Raw genomic sequence first — 18,373 nt, forward strand, 5'->3', positions numbered from 1 at the left:
CCTTGAGCGCTGGTATGGGAGGTTGGACGGCAGCGGGGAATGAGTTTGAGCTAGTTAGTTCCTCTCGGAACCATCTTGCAGCGCTTTCAGATCTCGCAATGGAGGATTGCCAAAGAGCCGTTTGTATTCGCGCGTGAATTGTGAGGTGCTTTCATAGCCAACGCGATAAGCGACTTCCCCCGCATCAATTTTTTGAGTCCATAGTATTTGCCGAGCTTCTTGCAGCCTGATCTGCTTGATGTACTGGAGCGGGCTCATGCCGCAGACGGCACGGAAATGCAGCCTGAACGTCGATGCGCTCATGCTCGCTTGCGAAGCAAGGAAATCAATCTCTATGGGTTTCTGGAAGTTTTGCTTGATCCAAGTGACTGCGCGCGCGATCTGCTGCGTCGGTGAACCCGCTGAAACAATGTCACGGAGCTTCGCCCCGTGATCACTGGCTAGTAACCGCACGCAAATCTCCCGCTGAATCAACGGTGTGATCTGCAATCTCAGTATCTGCGGCTCCTTCAAGGACGCGACCAAACGACACATCGCAGCGTGCAGACCCGCATCAAGATACTGACGAGACAAGGCACGACGAGATTCCTCTTTTTTGGCCGCTGGGAAGTCCATGTCAGCGGAAATCTGCGCGATCAGTTTCGGATCGAGCGTCAGCAGCAGCCCCAGGTAGGGCTTCGCCACACTGGCCTCGCTGATATGGGAGACAAGCGGCAGGTCAATCGTGGTCAGTACCGACTGGCCTTTCCCATACTCGACGCTTTCGCCGTCAATGATGAGCCGCTTTCGCCCCTGCAAGGCGACCGTCACGCCGAGACCATAAATACAGGGCATGGGCTCGCTGACCTTGCTGCGCTGATAGAAGGTCAGTTCAGGAATGTCGGTCGCGAAGTCCCCGTCATGACGTACAAATTGTGTGACGAGACCCGCGAGCACGTCTCTATCGGCAGGGGTGTCAGCGGTCATGAAGGTCATTGATCCGTATGGTCTCTGGGTAGTTTTGGGGCACTTTCAACTATAGACCTTCCAGCCAGGGAAGCCGCATTCGCGACGATGATTCGTCGGAATAGGCAAAAAATGCGTTGAAGCCGGCAACTACGCCGGACTGCGAAGTCGGAGAATTTCAATACCAATGGCGTTGTTGCCACCACTTTCAACGTAGCGAAACGAGGCCCGTTTTTCCGACAGGCCACTTTCTGACATGAAGGAGTCTCTGATGCCCACACCCGTACACGGCTATGCCGCCCATTCCTCCGATGCCGATCTGGTTCCATGGTCGTTTGAACGCCGTGATCTGCGTCCTGACGACGTGGAATTGGACGTTCTTTTCTGTGGTGTTTGCCATTCCGACATCCACCACGTCCGCAACGACTGGGGCGGCGAGAGCTATCCGATCGTTCCCGGCCACGAAGTCGTCGGCACAGTGACCCGCATTGGCCCGGAAGTCACCCGCTACAAAGTGGGCGACACCGTGGGCGTCGGCTGCCTGGTCGATTCCTGCCGCCACTGCTCATCGTGCGAGCACGACCACGAACAGTATTGCGAAAACGGCAGCACGCTGACCTACGCGGGCAAGGATCGCCACGATGGCACGCCGACCTATGGCGGCTACTCCAACAAGATCGTCGTGAGCGACCGATTCGTGCTGCGCATTCCGAATGGCCTGGATCTCGCCGGTGCCGCACCGTTGCTGTGCGCTGGCATTACAACCTACTCGCCATTGCGCCGCTGGGGTGCAGGCCCGGGCAGGAAGGTCGCGGCCGTGGGCCTCGGTGGTTTGGGCCACATGGCGTTGAAGCTAGCCAAGGCAATGGGCGCTGACGTCACCCTGTTCAGCCGCTCCCCCGGCAAGGAGGAGGATGCCCGCCGGCTGGGCGCGGATCACATCGTCATTTCCGGCAGCGATGAGCAGATGCAGGCCGCCGCGAGTTCATTCGATCTGATCATCGACACCGTGCCCTATGACCATGATCTGAATCCGTACATTGCCACACTGGCCGCCGAGGGCACCATTGTGCTGGTCGGCTATCTCGGCCCGCTGAACGACACGCTCAACACCGCTTCGATGGTGTTCCGGGGCCGTTCGCTTGGCGCATCCCTGATCGGCGGCCTGGCCGAGACGCAGGAGATGCTCGATTTCTGCGGACAGCACGGCATCACCTCGGACGTTGAAGTCATCGACATCAAGAATATCAACGAGGCCTACACCCGTATGCTCACGAGCGACGTGAAGTATCGATTCGTGATCGATCTGGCCACGCTGGAAAAGAACTAAGGAGCGCCACCATGCTTAGGCACGTCTTCGTTGGCCCGACATTTCCGGGCTGCACCGACGAGCGCCTTACCAGCGTCGTCGAAACCTTGCGCACGCTCCCCGGCATCGTTCCGTGGATTCGGAAATTTTCGGTCGAAAAAACCCTGGGCGGGTGCGAGAGCCGGGCGGTCGTGTTGATTGCCGAGTTCGATTCGCGGGACGACTTTGAACGCTATATGCACGATCCGAAGCATCTGGCGCTTGGCGAAAAAATCAAGGACGCCATCGACCTGTCCCGGATGACCGTGGTGCAAACGGGCGGTTAGTGTTCCTTTGCATCTGACTCCTTACTCTTTCAAATACGAGGTCGAAAAATGTCAACACAATCACTGAACGGCTAAATTGCATTGGTCACGGGCGGCGGCACGGGCCTGGGTTTCGGCGCGGCCAAGCGCCTGGCGAAAGCCGGTGCGTATGTCTATATCATCGGGCGTCGCCAAAGCGTTCTGGATGAAGCCGCCAAATCATTGGGGCCGAACGTCCGTGCCATCGTCGCAGACGTGTCCCGCAAGGAGGACATGGTTCGCGTGACATCCGTCATCCAGGCGGAAAAGGGAAAGTTGGACGTCATCTTCTCGAATGCCGGCTACTACAAGGGCAGCAAGCTTGAGGATGTTACAGAGGAATACCTCGACGCCATGCTCGCCGTGAACCTCAAGGGTCAGTTGTTCACTGTCCAGGCCATGCTGCCGATCATGGGCAAGGGCGGCTCGATCATCCTGACCTCTTCTATGACCGCCTTCATCGGTCTGCCGGAGTACACGGCGTATGCCGCGACCAAGGCCGCCATCATCGGAATGGCGAAGGTCTGGACCACCGAGCTGAAAACGCGCGGCATTCGCGCGAACGTCGTCAGTCCCGGCGCCATTCCCACCGAAGGCTACGAAACGGTTCAAGGCATGACGCCCGAGCAGGTCAAGGACTTCGCCGAGAAGTGCGCGGCTGAGATTCCCGTGGGCCGTGTCGGCAAGGCTGAGGAAATCGGCGATGCCGTAGTGTTCTTGGCCTCCGACGCAAGCTCCTTCATCAATGGGATCAATCTTGTTGTTGATGGCGGCCAGACGCAGGTATACGCCGGCCGTCTTTCTTGAATCAAAGGAAAGACGTAAGGAGTAGTTCGATGACATCAATACAAAAAGTTCTTGTGATCGGGGCGACTGGCAGCGTGGGCAGGCTCGTTGTCGACGAGCTGGTGCAGCGCAATGTTGCGGTCCGTATCGTGGTGCGCAATCCAGTCGCCTCCGAATTTCCTACCTCCGTAGATATTCGATCTGGAAACATCAGCGAAGCGCAGGACATCGCGAAGGTTCTGGAAGAATGCGACGCGGTCATATTCACCCACGGCGCGAACGGCACCGAAGATGAGCATGAGTCCGTCGACTATGGGGCGGTGAGGAATGTCCTCTTCCAGGCGAAACAACCGATTCGTATCGCGTTAATGACCGCCATCGGCGTCACCGACCATACCGTCTTCTATAACTTGGACTCCAAGGTCCACGACTGGAAGCGCCGTTCCGAGCGATTGGTGCCGGCTAGCGGGTTCCACTACACCATCGTTCGTCCCGCTTGGTTCGACCTCAATGCCGCAGATCGGCATCATTTGGTGTTCATTCAGGGCGACCGGCGTAGCAGCGGCACTCCTGACGACGGCGTGATCGCGCGACAGCAGATTGCGCAGGTGTTAGTGGAATCTCTATTTACAGAATCAGCGAACCGCAAGACCTTCGAGTTGGTCGCCGAGAAGGGCGAGGATCAGACCGATCTGGCCCCGCTCTTTGAAGCGATGGATGCGGACGCTTCTGAGTCCATAGATGGCGTACGTGATCAGGACACATTGCCAAACGTCTCGAAGCCTGTTGCGGTGCGTGCTGACCTTGGAAGCGTTTCCAACCGTTCCCGTTTGGACTGACGGACCAGTGACGATCTTGACGCCTGTCACGGCGTTCACGGTGCCGTGGTCGGAGGCGATACTGCGCCTTACGTCCTTATAAAAAAGAGGAGGCCCTCAATGAACCGCGAAGGGAAGCCGGCTCGAATTGGTTCCATCTATGGTAAAATAAGCAAACACTTTTGAGTTCATTTCATCAATGGCCGGAGCGAATTACAACGACCTGTTAGCCTTCATGGCTGTGGCGCGCGAGCAAAGCTTCACTCGTGCGGCGGCCCAGCTCGGGGTTTCCCAGTCGGCGCTCAGCCACACGATTCGGGCGCTGGAGGCTAGGTTGGGGGTTCGACTGCTCGCCCGCACGACGCGCAGCGTCTCGCCAACCGCGGCAGGCGAACGCCTGATGCAGAACGTGGCGCCACGGTTCCAGGAAATCGAGGCGGAACTGACCGCGATCGGAGAACTGAGTGACAAGCCGGCTGGGACCGTGCGGATCACGACAACCGAACATGCGACCAGGACGGTGCTCTGGCCCAAGCTGGCGAAACTGCTACCCGAGTACCCGGACATCAAAGTCGAGATGACTGTCGAATCCCGGCTCGCAGAAATCGTCACCGAGCGCTACGACATGGGGGTGCGCCTGGGCGACACGCTGACGGGCGATACCACGGCAGTGCGCATCAGCGCTGACTGGCCGGTTGCGATCGTCGCCTCTCCCGCCTATCTGGCCCAGCATTCTGCGCCCAAGACGCCGCAGGACCTGATCCATCACTCGTGCATCAACTTACGTTTAATGTGCCAAGGCGGCCTCTATGCCTGGGAGCTGAAGAAGGGCAAGCAGCGCGTCAATGCCCACGTAGAGGGGCAACTGGTCTTCAACGAGCCCATGCAGGTCCTCGATGCGGCGCTCGCCGGATTCGGCCTGGGCTACGTGCTAGAAGACATGGCGCGGCCTTACGTTGCCCAAGGACGGCTGCGCCAAGTCCTGATGGATTGGTGCCCTGCATTCCCCGGCTACCACCTGTGCTACCCCAATCGCAGCGAGCCTTCGCGCGCCATGTCGGTGCTGATCGATGCGCTGCGTCATCCTGCCAAGAGGAAATGAGGAATGCCTCGCAGCAACGACACCTTCAACGATGTGCTCGCCTTCATCCATGTGGCCCGCGAAGGTAGCTTCACGCGAGCAGCCGGCCTCCTCGGCGTGTCAACATCGGCAGTAAGCCATGCTGTGAAAGGACTTGAAGCCCGGTTGGGCGTGCGTCTATTGACGCGCACCACCCGGAGGATTTCCACGACGGAAGCGGGTGAAAGGCTATACGCGAATGCCGCTCCTCGTTTCGAGGATATCGATGCCGAGATCGCCGCAGTGACGGAGATGGGGGACAAACCGGCTGGGACCATTCGGATTACCTCGGCTGAACACGCAGTCAATAGCGTGCTATGGCCAAAGCTCGCTCCAGTGTTGCACGCCTATCCCGACATCCGGGTCGAGATCACCGTAGATTACGCTCTCGCAGATATCGTTTTGCAGCGTTTCGATGCGGGGGTGAGGTTGGGCGCTCAGGTGGCCAAGGACATGATCGCCGTATGCATCAGCCCCGACCTGCGCATGGCTGTCGTGGGGTCACCCGATTACTTCGCCAAGCATTCCAAACCTGCTACGCCGCATGATCTAGTTCGGCACAAGTGCATCAACCTACGCCTCCCCACCCGAGGGAGCCTCCTTCCGTGGGATTTCGACAAGCATGGCAAGGAAATCAATTTCCGCGTTGCTGGGCAGTGGGTGTTCAACAGCAGCACGCACATTGTCAGGGCAGCACTGGCCGGTTATGGGCTGGCTTTCGTGCCTGAAGACATGGTGCTGGAGCACATCGCGGCGAGACGTCTGGTGCGCGTACTATACGATTGGTGCCAGCCGTATCCCGGGTACTACCTCTACTACCCCAGCCGCCTCCATCCCTCCAGTGCGATGTCGGTCATCGTTGAGGCTTTGAGGCACCGAGAGCCGCGCAGACAATCAGGCGCGAAGAAGCGCTGACGACGCGGCGTGTATGTATGGACTGCGAGCGCGTCGGCACGCGCGGCGCTCCTGGCACGTTGCCGCGCGGTCGCGGCGCACACGAACGATGAACTGAGAACAGGTTATAGATTCGATGCGAACCCCATTCCCTCCCTCCACCGACTTGCTGAGCGCAACTTCCGATCATCTGCGTCCGCTGGCCGAGCGCATGCGGCCGCGTTCGCTCGATGACATGGTTGGGCAGCGGCGTCTGCTGGCGCCAGGCACGGCGTTGCGGCGCGCCATCGAAGCCGGACGAGTGCATTCGATGGTGCTGTGGGGACCGCCCGGCTGCGGCAAGACCACGCTGGCGCTGCTGCTGGCCCGTTACGCCGACGCCGAGTTCCGTGCGATCTCTGCCGTGCTGACGGGACTGCCCGAAGTGCGACAGGTACTGGCCGAAGCAGCGCAGCGCTTCGCACAAGACCGGCGCACTGTGCTGTTCGTCGATGAGGTCCATCGGTTCAACAAGGGACAGCAGGATGCGTTCCTGCCGCACATCGAACGTGGGACCATCCTTTTCGTCGGGGCCACGACAGAGAACCCGTCCTTCGAGCTGAACTCGGCGCTTCTGTCGCGCTGTCGGGTCCATGTGCTGGAAGCCGTCAGCGCCCAGGACATCGTGCAGGCCCTGCGCCTGGCGCTGGACGACGGCGAGCGGGGGCTGGGCAGCGAGGGTGTGCAGGTTTCGGACGAGTCGCTCGGCGAGATTGCGCGCGCCGCAGATGGCGACGTCCGCCGGGCGTTGACGCTGCTGGAGATCGCCGCCGAACTGGCCAGCGACGAGGACGGGCACATCACGCCACAGACCCTGGCGCAGGTGCCGACCGTACCCGTCGCTTCGACAAGGGCGGCGAGCAGTTCTACGACCAGATTTCTGCCCTTCACAAGAGCGTGCGCAGCTCCAATCCGGATGCGGCGCTGTACTGGCTGGCGCGCATGCTCGATGGCAGCTGCGATCCCGCCTATCTCGGACGGCGCCTGACGTGCATGGCATTGGACGACATTGGTCTGGCCGATCCGCGCGCGCAAAGCATGGCGCTGGAGGCGTGGCAAATCTACGAGCGCATCGGCGGCGTAGAAGGCGAGATGGCCTTTGCGCAATTGGCGATCTATCTCGCTTGCGCCGCCAAATCCAACGCGGCGAGCATGGCCTTCGCCCAAGCCAGGCAGGAAGTACGGACGCATGGCACGGCTGACGTCCCCCTGCACCTGCGCAACGCACCGACCCGGCTGATGGAACAGTTGGGCTACGCCAAAGGCTACCAGTACGACCACGATGTACCCGGTGGCGTGGCGCTGGACCAGACGTGCTTTCCTGAATCGTTGGGCGACCGTGTGTACTATCTTCCGGTCGAGCGAGGCCTTGAAATTCGCATCAAGGAAAAACTCGACCACCTGCGCAGCGCCCGCGAAGAAGCGCTGGAGCGCCGAGGCTAGACGGCGGCCGGCACAGGCTTGGAAGCAGACCTTTTTTTGGGGGGCGTCAGCACCGGCTTCACTCATGAATTCAATTCAAGAGTTCATGCGGAATTGGCACCTTTATCCCGGCCGCCATTCTCCATATCATTTCAAAAAGTGAAATGCAATTGGCATAGACGCGCTGTCTAGCCATTGATGCCAACGTCACCCCGTAGGCCGGACTGAAGACTGCGAACGCTCCGATACCTAGAGCCAATGAGCGGCACATAGCCTGTCTCGGGGCCTCTTTGAATCGGAGTCTGCATGCGTCCCCAGATCATTTGCCACATGATGAGTACCCTCGATGGGCGCATCGATGGCGAGCGCTGGAACCTGCCCCGCAACGGTAGAACTGTGGACGAGGCTACGGCCTGCTACTACGACATCAGCGATCGGCTCAATGCCCAAGCGTGGATGCTTGGCCGCAACACGGTGCAGATCCACCATGCGCCGCACAGCTTCGACCACGACGGGCTGCCGCCTACGACAAGATACGACCCCTTCCTGGGCGAACGCACGACCCGGCGCAGTCTAGTTGTACTCGACCCCAAAGGTCGGATTCGCTACGAAGGTGGACAAATCGAGGGCGATGATTTCATCGCCGTGCTGTCCGAGCAGGTGTCCGATGCCTACCTGGCTCACTTGCGCGAGTTGGGTATCTCCTACTTGTTCGCTGGCCGCGACGGACACGATTTGGCGCTGGCCATGCAGACGCTGGGCACAACCTTCGGCATGCGCCGCGTGCTGCTCGAAGGTGGCAGCATTGTCAACGGCGCCTTCCTGAAGGCGGGCCTCATCGACGAGGTGAGCCTGATGCTCTATCCGGGCATCGATGGCCTGTCGGGCATCCATACCCTGTTCGAGTGTCAAGGGCCGGCTGGGCTTCTCCCGTCGGAGGGGACAACTCTCCAACTCACGCATCTCGAGCGGCTGCCTGACGACATTGTGTGGCTGCGCTACGTGATCCGCCGGACGGCAAGCCAGTCGGCCAAACCTCACTGATATTCAACGCAACGAAAGGAATCCCTCATGAAGAAATACCTCATCGCCGCCTGCGCTTCCTTACTGTTCGGCGCTGCAGCGGCCCATGCGGACGGCATTTCGATCACGCCCGCCGGCACCACCCCCACGATGATCGGCGACGCCAAGACCTTCTCCGGCCAAGCAGCGGTGGACATCAAGGCTGCGGGTAAGAGTGGCCGCTACGGTAGCGTCGGCCAGGTCGATTTCATGCCCGGCGCGCGTACGGCCTGGCATACCCATCCCGTGGGCCAGTTGCTCATCATCACCGAAGGCCGGGGCTGGGTGCAGGAGGAAGGCCAGCCCGCGCGCGTTATCAAGGCGGGCGATGTGGTCTGGATTGAGCCCGGCGTGAAGCACTGGCATGGCGCGGCAAAGGATAGCCGCATGAGCCATATCGCAATCGCCTACCTGCGCGACGGCAAGGCCGTGGACTGGAAGGAACTGGTGAGCGATGAGCAATACAACAATCGCTAAGCATCGCGCGCTTGCAGGCGCGCTGGCTCTGGGCGCGGCAATCGCCGCCTCCAGTGCATCTCCCAGCGCTGCCGCGAAAACCGCCCTTGCACAGGAGTCCCGGATCATGAATACACAGAACACGGCCCCTGCGGCCGATACCCTCAGCGCGCAGCAGCAGGCGATTCTGTCCATCGCCGCCTTCGCCGCAGCAGGCGACATCGTCAAGCTAAACACCGCGCTGAACCAGGGGCTGGATGCCGGCCTGACCATCAGCGATGCGCGAGAAGTGCTGGTCCAGCTCTACGCCTATGCTGGCTTTCCCCGCAGCCTTAACGCGCTTACCGAACTGATGAAGGTGCTTGATGCCCGCAAACAGCGCGGCATTCAAGACGCACCGGGCCGTGAGCCGAGCCAAGCAATTCTTAAGGGCGATGCGCTGCGCGCCGCCGGTACGGCCAACCAGACCAAGCTGGTCGGCCAGCCCGTGGCGGGGCCGATCTTCGAATTCGCCCCCGCCATCGGCGAGTACCTGCAGGCCCACCTGTTCGGTGCCATCTTCGAGCGCGACAACCTCGACTGGCAAAGCCGCGAGCTGGCGACCGTCGGCATGTTGTCGGCCCTGCCGGGCGCCGAAGGGCAACTGCAAGGGCATGTGGGCTACAGCATGAACATGGGCCTGACGGCCCAGCAGATGCAACAAGCCGTGCAGGTTCTGGGTGAGCGTGTCGGTGCTGACAGCGGCCGGCGCGCCAGCGAAGCGCTGGCAAAGGTGCTGGAGATTCGGACACGTTGAATACGGCGCGAATGCGCATGCATGACAGGCAGCAATACCCTGGCCCGGCAGTTGAGACGCTGATCAGCTTCTCCCCCCAGTATCTCGACGGCACGCGCGAGGCACGAGCAAAAAACTTATCGCACCGTTTTGCCGACTTAGTCACATCCTGCAGTTTGTCCGCCGTTCAAGGCACGGCGACTGCGTTCACCAACATCAGGAGCACATATGAAGATCACCAAGACAGGTTCCACCCCTTCGGCCAAGGGTCCGGCCGAGTATTTCACCGGCACCGTGCGCATCGACTGCCCGTTCTGCGGCAGCGGCAACTTGAGCGCGGCGACCGTGACCTTTGAGCCGGGCGCACGCACCGCCTGGCATACCCATCCACTGGGCCAGACCTTGCTCGTGACCGCCGGATTCGGCCTCATCGGCCGCGCCGGTGGACAGGTGCAGGAAATCCGCCCCGGCGACACCGTCTGGATCGAGCCGGGTGAAAAACACTGGCACGGCGCATCGCCGGATTGCGCGATGACCCACATCGCCATCGCCGAAATGAAGGACGGCAAGGCGGTGGATTGGATGGAACACGTGACAGACGAGGAATACAGCGCGAAGTAAGGCAAGGCGCGTTCGCCTTCTCTCACGCTGGAACGCTCCTCGAACGCTTGCTGGCGCCCCGCGTCGGCAAGTGATGTCGGGTCACGTCCGCATTTATCTGGAAAGGAGAACATTCATGAAAAAACGCATTCTGGGAAAGAACGGTCTGGAAGTTTCGGCCCTCGGCTATGGCTGCATGGGCCTGGACTTCTCCTATGCCCATAAGGTCAGCAGGCAGGAAGGCATCACGCTGATCCGCCAGGCGGTAGAGCGCGGCGTCACCTTTTTCGACACGGCGGAGATGTATGGCCCCTACACCAACGAAGAAACCGTGGGCAAGGCCCTGCGCCCCGTGCGCGAGCAGGTGGTGTTCGCCACCAAGTTCGGCTTCAACATCGTCGATGGCAAGATGGCGGGCACGAACAGCAGGCCCGAGCAAATCAAGGCCGTCGCCGACGCATCGCTCATACCAGCCACCGGACATTCCTCAACACAAGGAGCACATGACATGAACCAGAACTGGGACAAGACCTTTCCAAAGAGTGATGCCGTCAATCATCGCAAGGTGACCTACAAGAATCGTGTCGGCATCGACATCGTCGCTGACATGTACAGCCCCAAGACAGCCAGCGCGAACGCACCCGTCGCGGCGCTCGCCGTCGGCCACCCCTACGGTGGCGTGAAGGAGCAGACCTCCGGGTTCTATGCTCAGTCCATGGCCGAGCGTGGTTTCATCGCCCTCGCGTTTGACGCCTCGTTCGGCGGTGAAAGCGGCGGCGAGCCGCGCCGGATCTCCTCGCCTGAAATCTTCGCCGAGGACTTCAGCGCCGCCGTGGACTTTCTTGGCGTCCAGCCCGAGGTGGATCTCGAGAAGATCGGCGTGCTCGGCATCTGCGGGTCTGGAGGATTCTCGCTGGCGGCTGCGGAAATCGACCCGCGCATCAAGGCACTCGCCACGGTCAGTATGTACGACATCGGCGGCATGGTCCGCGATGGCTTCGGTAAGAGCCAGAACGAGGGCGAGTATCGCTCGATGCTCGAAGCGGTCGGCCAGCAGCGCTGGGCGGAGGCCGCGGGTGCCGAGGTGAAGATGGCCGGCGGCGCGCCGATGGAAGTCACCGACGACATGCCACGCATCTTCCGCGAGTTCCACGAGTACTACCACACGCCGCGCGGCCAGCATCCGCGCACGCCCAGCACCTTCACGATGACGAGCAATGCGGTCATGTCGAGCGCGCGCCCGTTCGAGGCCCTCGGCCTCATCTCGCCGCGCCCGCTGCTGTTCATCGCCGGGTCCGCAGCCGAATCGCTCTACTTCAGCAAGGATGCCTACGACATGGCGTCGGAGCCGAAGGAACTTCACATCGTGCAGGGCGCAACGCACGTCGATCTCTACGACCGATCGGACCTGATCCCCTGGGGCAAGCTGGAATCATTTTTCGGCAAGTATCTCGCGAAGTGAACGCCATCAACTGAATCGCGTGGTGCCGGTAGGCCGAACCAATGCGCAAAGAGAGAACGAAATGATTAACCTGTTAGCAGAAAAAGTCGCCATCGTCACGGGTGGCGCAAGTGGCATCGGCTTGGCTGCCGCGCAGCGCTTCGTCGCCGAGGGTGGGCGCGTGGTCATCGCCGACGTCGCGCAGGAGGCCGGCGAAGCGGCTGCGGCCTCGCTCGGCGAAGCGGCGGTGTTTCAGCGCACCGATGTGACCGATGAGGCCTCCATCCAGGCTGCCGTAGACGCGGCCGTCACCCGCTTCGGCAGGCTCGACGTGATGTTCAACAACGCCGGCTCCACGGGCGATGGATCGTCCATCACCGAAATCGGGCCAGCGGGCTTCGACAAGACCTTTGTGCTGGACGTGCGCTCGGTGGTGCTGGGCCACAAGTGCGCCGCACGCCGGTTCAAGGAACAAGGCACGGGTGGCTCCATCATCAGCACGGTCAGCGTCGCCGGCCTGCAGGGCGGCTGGTCGTCAGTGTCCTATGCGACGGCCAAGCATGCCGTCGTCGGAACGATCCGTCATGCAGCGAAGGAGCTGGCGCCATTCGGCATCCGCACCAATGGTGTGGCACCGGGCGTCATCATGACGCCGCTGATCGCCAAGGCATTCGGCGTTCCTCCCGAGAAGGCCGATGAGCTGGTGCAGTACCTGGTTGGGCGGCTGGGCAGCAAGCAGGCGATGGGCCGCTACGGCTCGGCCGAGGACGTGGCCAACGCGGCGCTGTTCTTCGCCAGCGACCTGTCGACCTACGTGTCCGGCACGGTCATGCCGGTCGATGGAGGCATCTCGTCCTTTACGCTCAGCACCAGCGACGAGGAAATCTTCGCCGCAGCGCAGGAATTCGCGCGGAGTCTGACATAAGCGCGAAAGCATTGACTGTGTTGTGCGTCGGCGCGACCGGCAGCGTCGGACGCCACGTTGTCGAGGAAGCGCTACGCCAGGGCCACACCGTGCGTGCGCTCGTGCGTGACCGCGGCAAGGCCGCCGGGCTGCCGGCGCAGGTGGACGCTGTGGTCGGCGAGCTGACCCAGCCGGATACGCTACCGCGAGCAGTCGCCAGCGTGGACGCCATTGTCTTCACGCACGGCTCCAACGGCGGCAACGCCGACATGCGCGCTATCGACTACGGGGGCGTGCGCAACGTGCTGTTCGCCCCGCGCGGGCAGCAGACCCGCATCGCGCTGATGACCGCCATCGGCGTCACCGACCGCGTTGGTTCCTATAACCGCCGGACCGAGGCGCACGATTGGAAGCGACGCTCGGAACGCCTCGTGCGCGCCAGCGGCAATGCCTACACGATCGTGCGTCCCGGATGGTTCGACTACAACGATGCCAATCAACGCCGGATCGTGATGCTCCAGGGCGACACCCGGCACGCCGGCACACCCGCCGATGGAGTGATCGCCCGCCGCCAGATCGCCGAGGTGTTGGTGACCAGCCTCACGCTGGAGCAGGCCCGCAACAAGACCTTCGAGCTGGTCGCCGAAGTCGGCCCTGTACCCAAGGACTTGGCACCGATCTTCGCTGCGGTGACTGCGGATTCCGGCGACTTCGGCAAGTCGCCCGATGGTGTTGGCCACGCCGAGAACATGCCCCTGGACCAGGAGCCAGCCCAGGTGCTCGCGGACCTGAAGGCCATTCACCCAGACGACCCTGATCTTGTCCAACTCCCGAATCGTGGTGCGCCATGAAGCCTGATCATCATCTTTTCGCGTCGCGCCGCAAGCTGCTGACGACTGCCGCCGCTGCCACGGCCGGGGTTTGCGCGACGGGGCAATTTGGGCGGCCGGGCTCAGCCCTGGCGCAGCGAACCCAAGGTGCTGCTGCGATATTTACCAACAGCCTCAACATGGAGTTCGTGACCATACCGGCCGGAACTTTCATGATGGGGTTGCCCGATAGTGACAATCAGGCGCGAGCTTTCGAGAAGCCGCAGCATCAGGTCACCATCAGCCGGGCCCTTCCAGATCGGTCGGCACGAGGTGACGTAGGCGCAGTGGCAGGCGGTATTGGGTGAGAACCCCTATGAGCGTGACCGCTCGAATCCCTACTACAAGCTGCCGGGCATGGCCGAACGCATCACGCGGCCCGATCATCCGGCGACGGTTTCATGGAACGATGCGCAGGAGTTCATCGCCGCACTGAACAAGCGCGAAGGTGGCACGCGCTACCGCCTGCCGACCGAGGCCGAGTGGGAGTACGCCGCGCGGGCTGGAACCAGCACGCGCTACTCCTTCGGAGATGACGAGCGTCAACTTGACCGCTACGCCTGGCACGGCGGCGACTTCCAGACCGGCGGCCACCATCCCGTCGGTACCAAGCAACCCAATCCGTGGGGCCTGCACGATGTTCACGGCAACGTCTGGGAATGGGTGCAGGACTGGTATGACGCGGACTACTACGCCCGCAGCCCGGCGGTCGATCCACAGGGGCCGCAGCGGGGAACGCGCCGTGTCGTGCGTGGCGGGACTTGGCACGCCACTGCCACGATCTGGCGCACGGCTTTCCGGCGCGACTACGAACCGGACTACCGCGGTATCAGCATTGGTTTGCGCCTGGTGCGCACCGTGTCAAGTGCATCCATTCCGATCAATCTCAAGAAGGAATTCATCATGACTCAAGCTGTTGTCGTCATAGGTCCCGGCTCGATTGGCCAGGCGATCGCAAGGCGCGTAGGCGCCGGTAAGCATGTGCTGCTGGCCGACCTGCGGCAAGAAAACGCAGATGCGGCCCCCCGGCGTCATAGTAGTTGTCGCCTCTGAACTTTCTTATCAAGAAGAGTCAGAGGTACAAGTTGAAGGCGAAACAAACGTATTCTGTTGAGTTCAAAGAGCAGGCACTGTCGAAGGTCCTGCAGCGCGGTGACCGAACAGTTGGAGCGGTGGCCGACGAATTGAACGTGAACGTACTGACATTGAGGAAATGGATGAGAGGGGCCGCCGCCACGAAGCAGAGCTCGAGCTCCGGACACGCAAGACGTCCGGAAGACTGGTCGCTGGAAGAACGGCTGATGGCCTTGCAGCAGAGCCATGGGTTGGTCGACGAAGCGTTGAACGGCTGGTGTCGCGAGCGCGGCCTGTTCGCGCATCATCTTGCGCAGTGGCGAGCAGATTTTTGCAACGTCGGTGGAACCGCGATCCGGCGCGAAAGCGCCCAGGAAGTGCGGGATCTGAAGCAGGCCAATCTCGAGTTGCAGCGCGAACTCAAACGCAAAGAGAAAGCGCTCGCTGAAGCTGCGGCGCTGTTGGTGCTGCAAAAAAAGCACCGGGCGCTGTTCGGGGGCGAGGCCGAATGACGGTCCCTGAAGAGCGCAAGGCATTGATCGGCCTGATCAGCGAGGCGACCCTGGCCGGGGCTCGCCAGGCGCGTGCGTGCAACATTCTGGGGCTCAGTGCCCGAACGGTTCAGCGCTGGCAGCGCGGCGAACCTGATGCGGTGGACGGGCGCTCGTTACGGCACCATGAGCCGCGTCACAAGCTCTCTGCCGACGAACGCGCCGAGCTTCTGGCGATCGCCCCGTTTCGGTCATCTGCCGCCAAGCCAGATCGTGCCTCGACTGGCAGACCAGCAACGCTATATCGCCTCGGAATCGACGTTCTACTGGGTCCTGAAGGCCGAGAAGCAACTCGCCCATCGGCGCAGCGAACGGCCGGCACAGGCACGCAGCAAACCCCGTTCAGTTTGCGCCGATGCACCGAACCAGTTGTATAGCTGGGACATCACGTACCTGCCGACCACGGTTCGTGGGCAGTATTCCTACTTGTATCTGTTTCTGGATGTGTTTAGCCGCAAGATTGTCGGCTGGCAGGTCTATGCCGAGGAAAGCTGCGTGCTGGCCAGCGAAGTCCTCAGGGATCTCTGCGCGCGCGAAGCGATACAGCCCGCCCAGGTCATTCTGCATTCGGACAACGGCGGCCTGATGAAAGGCGCGACGATGCTCGCCACCCTTCAGGCGCTGGGCGTCATGCCGTCGTTGAGCCGCCCGGGCGTGAGCAACGACAACCCTTACTCGGAGTCGTTGTTCAAGACCTTGAAGTACCGACCTGCTTACCCGCTCAAGGCATTCGATACCCTGTTTGCCGCGCGCACGTGGGTGGGCGCACTGGTGCGCTGGTACAACGAGGAGCATCGTCATAGCGCGATCCGTTTCGTGACGCCGGCGCAGCGTCATGCCAACCTCGATCAGGACATTCTGGATCGACGCGCGGCGCTCTACGAGAATGCCCGGCAATGCAATCCGCTTCGATGGAAACGCCGTACGCGCAACTGGCAACGCGTCGATGCTGTGCACCTGAACCCGGATCGAATCGACAATCGGGGCGACGCCCCACAACACCGAAATCAAGACAGAGAGGCTGCCTGAAATCTAATCGTTGAGGCGACAACTACCTTGAAAATTTCCGATACCTAAGCAAGCGAAAGTGCCTGTATTTGAGCCGCGATAGGGAGCCAGCGAACTAATCGTGCTCCATTCCTCCGCTCATCGCTTCGCGAGCCGCTATTGGTCTCACTTTGAGTCACGCTTAGCGATGCCCGTCGCGTCGACACCGTATCCTCAGTACTCCGAGTGAATGTGTCAGATCTTGTGCGGTGATCTGGCGTCTTGAAGCGGCGGAGGGCATCTGCCCTATGCGCCGATCCGCGAGTAATGGCGTAAAGGTGTGCCAGTACCGGAGAGTGATAGCGTCGAGCCCGGCGCGTTGGCCCGTCGAACAGCCCTCTTCTTGGTGACGGCGCGCTTGGCGAAACGTAAGCTTCGCGTTATGTTTGGGTTTCGCTAAATTCAGTATATCGACTTTTACGACAATGGAATTGTGGCTGTCCGATCCTGAAAAAGCTTACGGGCAATGGCAACGCGAAGAAGCGGTCGGCGCCGACCGGCGAGCGTTTGCAGAACAATCCATCGTTCAGCATCGCTCGATGTTTTCGCGATTCAACGATTACCTCACCGGGCATCGGCAGACCGTTGCGACCTTCGGCACCGATTACGTCGAGGGCTTCTTTGCCGAGCTTGCACGAGACTGCTCGCCCGGTACGACGACAAAGCTTCGCTACCTCAAACTGATTGATCGCTTCACACGGCATCTGGTGAACATGGGACTGCGCAAGGATAATCCGGCCGCCGTCCTGCTCAGCATCGAAAGCTGGCCGGAAGATGAACCGAGGCCAATTTATTTGTCTGCGGAGGACGATGCGCGGCTGCAGAGACTGTGCGCCTCGTCCAGGCCAGAGTCATTCAAACAACTGCGGAACGTGGCTATCGTTGCGCTCTTCCTTGCCTCAGGCGTGACAGCAGCCGAACTCAGGCAATTACGCATTGATGACCTAGTTATGGGAAGCGCACGCCCGACCGTCTTCGTCGACAAGCATGGGGCGCGCATCGCGCGTCGGGTGCCGATCGAAATGTTCGCTGCCGAGGTGCTGCGCGCATATCTTGACGCGCGCCGCTCCATGAAGTGCGCAACGTCTTGGCTGTTCGTTACGACCGCCTCCGGCAAGCCGATGAGGCCGGACACGCTGCTAATCTGTGTGCGCGCCGCTTTGCATGAAGCAAATCTTTCCGCACCGGACGAGAGCCCGCGCCTGCTGCGGAACACGTTTGGTCGACGCTATCTCATCGCGGGTAAAACCAATGAAGAGGTCAGTGTTCTGATGGGTTTGTCCAGCCATCGAACGGCGACGCGATTACGTCAGACCCTCGACGGGACTCTGATCGAAGGCACGCGACGGTGACGTCGCACTTTGCGGCGTGCCAACCAACAAGGCAGCTTGCCAGGCGCCGGTTCGAACTCGTAGACGAGCGCACCGGTCACAAAGCGGCGCTGAAAAAAACCCGCTCGGTTGCGAGCGGGTTGAATCCATATCAGGAGACATGGAGGAGACGCTGGTTAGTATAAACCCGTATCGCAGTTTCGCAAGGGGCCGTCGGCACGGACCAACACTAATCGGGGCCCGCAGTCGGGCCCGCTGTTTGCACCTGCGTGTCCTGGAGATGGCGCCATGAAAACCCACGCATTCCTAAAACAGGTCGCGCGCGAAGCGCGATTCGTCGATGCTCTTCTGCTAGCGCGCTATGCCCTCACGATCCATGACAACATAACGGTTTTCGGCGACGACGATAAGTCTCACTGGCCAATGAACTTCAGCATTAAGCTCCGACGGATTGCCGAGGTCTTTCAGATGGCCGGTATCGACACCACTCAACTGCTACATCCGCGGCAATCTCGACCACGCCAAAGCTTCCCACGTAGCGACGTGTACGGTCCGCCCGCTCAACCCGATCGCGGCGAGTCGTAAG

Annotated in this window: 18 protein-coding genes and 2 pseudogenes; 19 read left to right on the top strand and 1 reads right to left on the bottom strand. The window is 61.1% G+C overall.

The genetic code is table 11. The features are described 5' to 3' along the window. Positions 1–54: 54 nt before the first annotated feature. The gene (locus tag NCR98_RS31105) at positions 55–966 is read right to left on the bottom strand and encodes an AraC family transcriptional regulator (protein ID WP_250528268.1); all 912 of its coding nucleotides are present in this window, start codon (positions 964–966) and stop codon (positions 55–57) included. Positions 967–1,216: 250 nt separating this feature from the next. Between NCR98_RS31105 and NCR98_RS31110 the strand changes: the two genes are divergently transcribed. The 19 genes and pseudogenes from NCR98_RS31110 to NCR98_RS31200 all read left to right on the top strand — a co-directional run bounded on the left by NCR98_RS31110 (position 1,217) and on the right by NCR98_RS31200 (position 18,372). Next, positions 1,217–2,275 (top strand): NAD(P)-dependent alcohol dehydrogenase, encoded by a 1,059-nt coding sequence (locus NCR98_RS31110; protein ID WP_250528269.1) that lies wholly within the window; start codon positions 1,217–1,219, stop codon positions 2,273–2,275. An 11-nt stretch (positions 2,276–2,286) separates the two neighbouring features. Beyond that, the gene (locus NCR98_RS31115) at positions 2,287–2,580 is read left to right on the top strand and encodes a Dabb family protein (RefSeq protein ID WP_250528270.1); all 294 of its coding nucleotides are present in this window, start codon (positions 2,287–2,289) and stop codon (positions 2,578–2,580) included. 81 nt (positions 2,581–2,661) lie between these two features. After that, positions 2,662–3,405: an SDR family NAD(P)-dependent oxidoreductase gene (locus NCR98_RS31120; RefSeq protein WP_250528271.1), complete on the top strand. Its 744-nt coding sequence runs from the start codon at positions 2,662–2,664 to the stop codon at positions 3,403–3,405. 29 nt (positions 3,406–3,434) lie between these two features. After that, a complete protein-coding gene (locus NCR98_RS31125) occupies positions 3,435–4,223 on the top strand; it encodes an SDR family oxidoreductase (RefSeq protein WP_250528272.1) in 789 nt (262 codons plus the stop codon). A gap of 178 nt (positions 4,224–4,401) precedes the next feature. Beyond that, positions 4,402–5,304 carry a LysR family transcriptional regulator gene (locus tag NCR98_RS31130; protein WP_250528273.1) on the top strand — a complete coding sequence of 301 codons (903 nt, stop codon included), beginning with the start codon at positions 4,402–4,404 and terminating at the stop codon, positions 5,302–5,304. 3 nt (positions 5,305–5,307) lie between these two features. Further along, positions 5,308–6,237 (top strand): LysR family transcriptional regulator, encoded by a 930-nt coding sequence (locus NCR98_RS31135; protein WP_250528274.1) that lies wholly within the window; start codon positions 5,308–5,310, stop codon positions 6,235–6,237. Between the two features lie 115 nt (positions 6,238–6,352). Beyond that, positions 6,353–7,698: pseudogene (locus NCR98_RS31140) on the top strand (replication-associated recombination protein A). Between the two features lie 285 nt (positions 7,699–7,983). Further along, the gene (locus NCR98_RS31145) at positions 7,984–8,721 is read left to right on the top strand and encodes a RibD family protein (RefSeq protein WP_250528275.1); all 738 of its coding nucleotides are present in this window, start codon (positions 7,984–7,986) and stop codon (positions 8,719–8,721) included. Between the two features lie 27 nt (positions 8,722–8,748). Next, a complete protein-coding gene (locus NCR98_RS31150) occupies positions 8,749–9,216 on the top strand; it encodes a (R)-mandelonitrile lyase (RefSeq protein ID WP_250528276.1) in 468 nt (155 codons plus the stop codon). Then, positions 9,194–9,991 (top strand): carboxymuconolactone decarboxylase family protein, encoded by a 798-nt coding sequence (locus tag NCR98_RS31155; RefSeq protein ID WP_502799824.1) that lies wholly within the window; start codon positions 9,194–9,196, stop codon positions 9,989–9,991. The genes NCR98_RS31150 and NCR98_RS31155 overlap by 23 nt, the downstream gene beginning before the upstream one ends. A gap of 207 nt (positions 9,992–10,198) precedes the next feature. Continuing rightward, the gene (locus NCR98_RS31160; RefSeq protein ID WP_250528277.1) at positions 10,199–10,591 is read left to right on the top strand and encodes a (R)-mandelonitrile lyase; all 393 of its coding nucleotides are present in this window, start codon (positions 10,199–10,201) and stop codon (positions 10,589–10,591) included. 115 nt (positions 10,592–10,706) lie between these two features. Continuing rightward, the gene (locus NCR98_RS31165; protein ID WP_250528278.1) at positions 10,707–12,032 is read left to right on the top strand and encodes an aldo/keto reductase; all 1,326 of its coding nucleotides are present in this window, start codon (positions 10,707–10,709) and stop codon (positions 12,030–12,032) included. 61 nt (positions 12,033–12,093) lie between these two features. Continuing rightward, positions 12,094–12,936 (top strand): SDR family NAD(P)-dependent oxidoreductase, encoded by an 843-nt coding sequence (locus tag NCR98_RS31170; protein ID WP_250528279.1) that lies wholly within the window; start codon positions 12,094–12,096, stop codon positions 12,934–12,936. Positions 12,937–12,953: 17 nt separating this feature from the next. Next, complete coding sequence (locus NCR98_RS31175) at positions 12,954–13,766, top strand: SDR family oxidoreductase (protein ID WP_250528314.1); 813 nt, start codon at positions 12,954–12,956, stop codon at positions 13,764–13,766. Next, positions 13,763–14,092, top strand: coding sequence for a hypothetical protein (locus NCR98_RS31180; RefSeq protein WP_250528280.1), 330 nt, complete (start codon positions 13,763–13,765; stop codon positions 14,090–14,092). Before NCR98_RS31175 ends, NCR98_RS31180 begins: the two co-directional genes overlap by 4 nt. Further along, positions 14,085–14,837 (top strand): formylglycine-generating enzyme family protein, encoded by a 753-nt coding sequence (locus tag NCR98_RS31185; protein ID WP_250528281.1) that lies wholly within the window; start codon positions 14,085–14,087, stop codon positions 14,835–14,837. Before NCR98_RS31180 ends, NCR98_RS31185 begins: the two co-directional genes overlap by 8 nt. A gap of 32 nt (positions 14,838–14,869) precedes the next feature. After that, positions 14,870–16,438: pseudogene (locus NCR98_RS31190) on the top strand (IS3 family transposase). Positions 16,439–16,881: 443 nt separating this feature from the next. Continuing rightward, a complete protein-coding gene (locus tag NCR98_RS31195; RefSeq protein ID WP_250528282.1) occupies positions 16,882–17,808 on the top strand; it encodes a tyrosine-type recombinase/integrase in 927 nt (308 codons plus the stop codon). Positions 17,809–18,075: 267 nt separating this feature from the next. Then, positions 18,076–18,372, top strand: a complete 297-nt coding sequence (locus NCR98_RS31200; RefSeq protein WP_250528283.1) for a hypothetical protein — start codon at positions 18,076–18,078, stop codon at positions 18,370–18,372. Position 18,373: the final 1 nt, after the last annotated feature.

Origin of the sequence: Caballeronia sp. GAWG2-1 (genome assembly GCF_023631405.1) — a bacterium.
Lineage (GTDB): Bacteria > Pseudomonadota > Gammaproteobacteria > Burkholderiales > Burkholderiaceae > Caballeronia.

Excerpts from the sequence above, each read along its gene's own strand:
- NCR98_RS31105 (WP_250528268.1), bottom strand. The coding sequence starts at position 966 with ATGACCGCTGACACCCCTGCCGATAGAGACGTGCTCGCGGGTCTCGTC.
- NCR98_RS31110 (WP_250528269.1), top strand. The coding sequence starts at position 1,217 with ATGCCCACACCCGTACACGGCTATGCCGCCCATTCCTCCGATGCCGAT.
- NCR98_RS31115 (WP_250528270.1), top strand. The coding sequence starts at position 2,287 with ATGCTTAGGCACGTCTTCGTTGGCCCGACATTTCCGGGCTGCACCGAC.
- NCR98_RS31125 (WP_250528272.1), top strand. The coding sequence starts at position 3,435 with ATGACATCAATACAAAAAGTTCTTGTGATCGGGGCGACTGGCAGCGTG.
- NCR98_RS31130 (WP_250528273.1), top strand. The coding sequence starts at position 4,402 with ATGGCCGGAGCGAATTACAACGACCTGTTAGCCTTCATGGCTGTGGCG.
- NCR98_RS31135 (WP_250528274.1), top strand. The coding sequence starts at position 5,308 with ATGCCTCGCAGCAACGACACCTTCAACGATGTGCTCGCCTTCATCCAT.
- NCR98_RS31145 (WP_250528275.1), top strand. The coding sequence starts at position 7,984 with ATGCGTCCCCAGATCATTTGCCACATGATGAGTACCCTCGATGGGCGC.
- NCR98_RS31150 (WP_250528276.1), top strand. The coding sequence starts at position 8,749 with ATGAAGAAATACCTCATCGCCGCCTGCGCTTCCTTACTGTTCGGCGCT.
- NCR98_RS31155 (WP_502799824.1), top strand. The coding sequence starts at position 9,194 with ATGAGCAATACAACAATCGCTAAGCATCGCGCGCTTGCAGGCGCGCTG.
- NCR98_RS31160 (WP_250528277.1), top strand. The coding sequence starts at position 10,199 with ATGAAGATCACCAAGACAGGTTCCACCCCTTCGGCCAAGGGTCCGGCC.
- NCR98_RS31165 (WP_250528278.1), top strand. The coding sequence starts at position 10,707 with ATGAAAAAACGCATTCTGGGAAAGAACGGTCTGGAAGTTTCGGCCCTC.
- NCR98_RS31170 (WP_250528279.1), top strand. The coding sequence starts at position 12,094 with ATGATTAACCTGTTAGCAGAAAAAGTCGCCATCGTCACGGGTGGCGCA.
- NCR98_RS31180 (WP_250528280.1), top strand. The coding sequence starts at position 13,763 with ATGAAGCCTGATCATCATCTTTTCGCGTCGCGCCGCAAGCTGCTGACG.
- NCR98_RS31195 (WP_250528282.1), top strand. The coding sequence starts at position 16,882 with ATGGAATTGTGGCTGTCCGATCCTGAAAAAGCTTACGGGCAATGGCAA.
- NCR98_RS31200 (WP_250528283.1), top strand. The coding sequence starts at position 18,076 with ATGAAAACCCACGCATTCCTAAAACAGGTCGCGCGCGAAGCGCGATTC.